Source organism: Synechococcus sp. OH2, assembly GCF_047462155.1.
In the GTDB taxonomy this organism is placed as follows: domain Bacteria; phylum Cyanobacteriota; class Cyanobacteriia; order Thermostichales; family Thermostichaceae; genus Thermostichus.
In genome coordinates this window covers 1-2,040 of sequence record NZ_JANSIR010000025.1, presented here as the reverse complement: position 1 = coordinate 2,040, position 2,040 = coordinate 1, and the positions used below count along the sequence as shown (strand labels likewise).

The following is a 2,040-nucleotide window of genomic DNA, read 5'->3' as shown; positions in this document are numbered from 1 at the left end:
GTGTAGCCGCGGGCTTCGGGGGCGACGACAGCGGCGGGATCCGCCGGGAGATGCTCGGGATCCAATTGGCGAAAATACCCAGCCGTCTGCTCAAGAGCGCGTCGCAAGATGTCGCCGGTGATCTCCAAGATGCAGAGGGTGTTGTCGTAAACGGTGAGGCTGTAGGCGTCTTGCAAAAAGATGGGGCCCGCTGCCAGGCCGGCACTGCTGCAGATGTTGACCAGGGAGAGCTCCGCCGAGAGGCCGGCCTCCCGTACCGCCTGCAATTGGGCCTGATGCAGGAGCTCTGCTAGGGGATTGGCCCCCAACCGGGCTGCCAGCCCACCGCGGTAGGCACAACGGGCGTGGCCGATGGGCTGGCGGATGTAGCGCAGGGTGGCCTGATGATAAGGCTCGGCGAGACGCAGCAGGTGCGGATCAGCAGGGATCCCTTCTGCGGCAAGCAACTGGGCAGTTTTCCCGACAACTTGCCAGCGGCCGCCGTGGCGCTCCAGCTCCAAAGACACGTGGGAAAGGTGGCTGCCCCAGTAGCCGGGCTGCACCACCAGGGCTTTGGCTCCCCCCAGGCCGGCGATGGTCTGGTGGGTATGGCCGGAGAGGATGACGTCGATGCCCTCTAGCTCCGCCAGGCCCAGCAGCTCGTTTTCCCCCACCAAGCTTTTGTTGCTGACCCAGCCGCGGCGATCCGGGTTGTGCCAGTGCTCTGGGGTGCGCAAAGGAGGCAGTTGGCTGGGACCACTGTGCAAGATCAGCACCAACACATCCACCTGGGTCCGCAGCAGGGCCAGATAGTGTCGGGCAGTTTCCAGCAGGGGGGCAAAGCGCAGCCCCGCGATGTAGTCGGGCCGCTCCCAGGTGTCGATGCGGGGGGTGGTCAGCCCCAACAGGCCGACGCGGATCCCGGCCACTTCTCGGATTAGGTAGGGCCGAAACAGGGGATCCCCGTTTTGGCGGAGGATATTGGCACACAGGGTGGGACAGCGGAGAGCGCTCGCAAAATCCTGCAGCACCTGGAGCCCAAAGTTAAAGTCGTGGTTGCCCGGCGTGAAGGCGTCGTAGCCGAGGGCGTTGAGGGCGTGAGCCATAGGATGGGGGGAGACCCGCTCCACCTGGGCATAGTAGGTGCCCAAGGGGGATCCCTGAATGGTGTCGCCGCTGTCGATGAGCAACACCGGATCTTCGCTGCCAGCCCGCACACGCTTGATCAGGGTGGCCAGCTTGGCCAAGCCATGTTCTGCAGGGCTCCCGGTAAAGTAGTTCCAAGGATGCAGGTTGGCGTGGAGATCGGAAGTGTGGAGAATTGTTAACCGCATTCCAATATCATAACCGAAGCGAAAGCCGCAATCCAAGCTCCCATTTTCTGGGGAGGGGGCTGTCACCTCAGCAAAAACAGCACCTGCACACAGCCCACCAAAAAACCCAGCAGCCCCCCCAAGTTGACGATGGCCTGCAGTTCTTGGCGCACAATTTGTTGAATGGCCTGCTCCAGGTCGGCGGGGGAGGTGGCGTTCACTTTATCGGCGATCACCTGATCCAAGTTCAACACTGGGATCACCTGCATCATCAGGGATTCCAGATCCCGTTCCAAGTAGCGCTCCAGCAGCAAAGCCAGGTCGGCGCTGATCTGATCGATGGAGGTGATCAACGCCTTGGAGTTGCGCAGGCGACCCAACACCAGGCTGGCCACTTTTTCCCAATCGATGCTCTCCCCCAGCCCCTTGATAACCTCTGGCCCTTGGCTGCGCAGGTAATCTTGGATGCCCTCGCGGAGGGCACGACGCAACTGACGTACGGCGGAAACTGGCAGGTTTTGCAGGGAGAGGTTCTGCAGGATCTCGGTAAGGCGGCGGGGGGCATTGATGTCTTTGAGCAGATCTTCCAAGATGGCTTCTGCCCCTTCCGGCTCCTCCAGGCAATAGGTGCGCAGGCGCAGTAGGGCGTTTTTGAGGCCAAACAAGTTGGCCACCACCCAGTAGGAGCCGGTGGCCCGCTCGCGAAATTCTTCATCCAAAGCTTCGATGTTGCGATCGGTGAGAAAGT

At 61.8% G+C, this 2,040-nt stretch carries 2 protein-coding genes; both read right to left on the bottom strand.

The features are described 5' to 3' along the window. The coding region (locus NW835_RS01990) for a bifunctional metallophosphatase/5'-nucleotidase (RefSeq protein ID WP_414414389.1) at nt 1–1,313 on the bottom strand (1,313 nt) is incomplete at its 3' end. Nucleotides 1,314–1,375: 62 nt separating this feature from the next. Next, nucleotides 1,376–2,040 (bottom strand): DUF445 family protein (locus tag NW835_RS01985; RefSeq protein ID WP_414414388.1); only part of this gene is annotated, 665 nt, incomplete at its 5' end.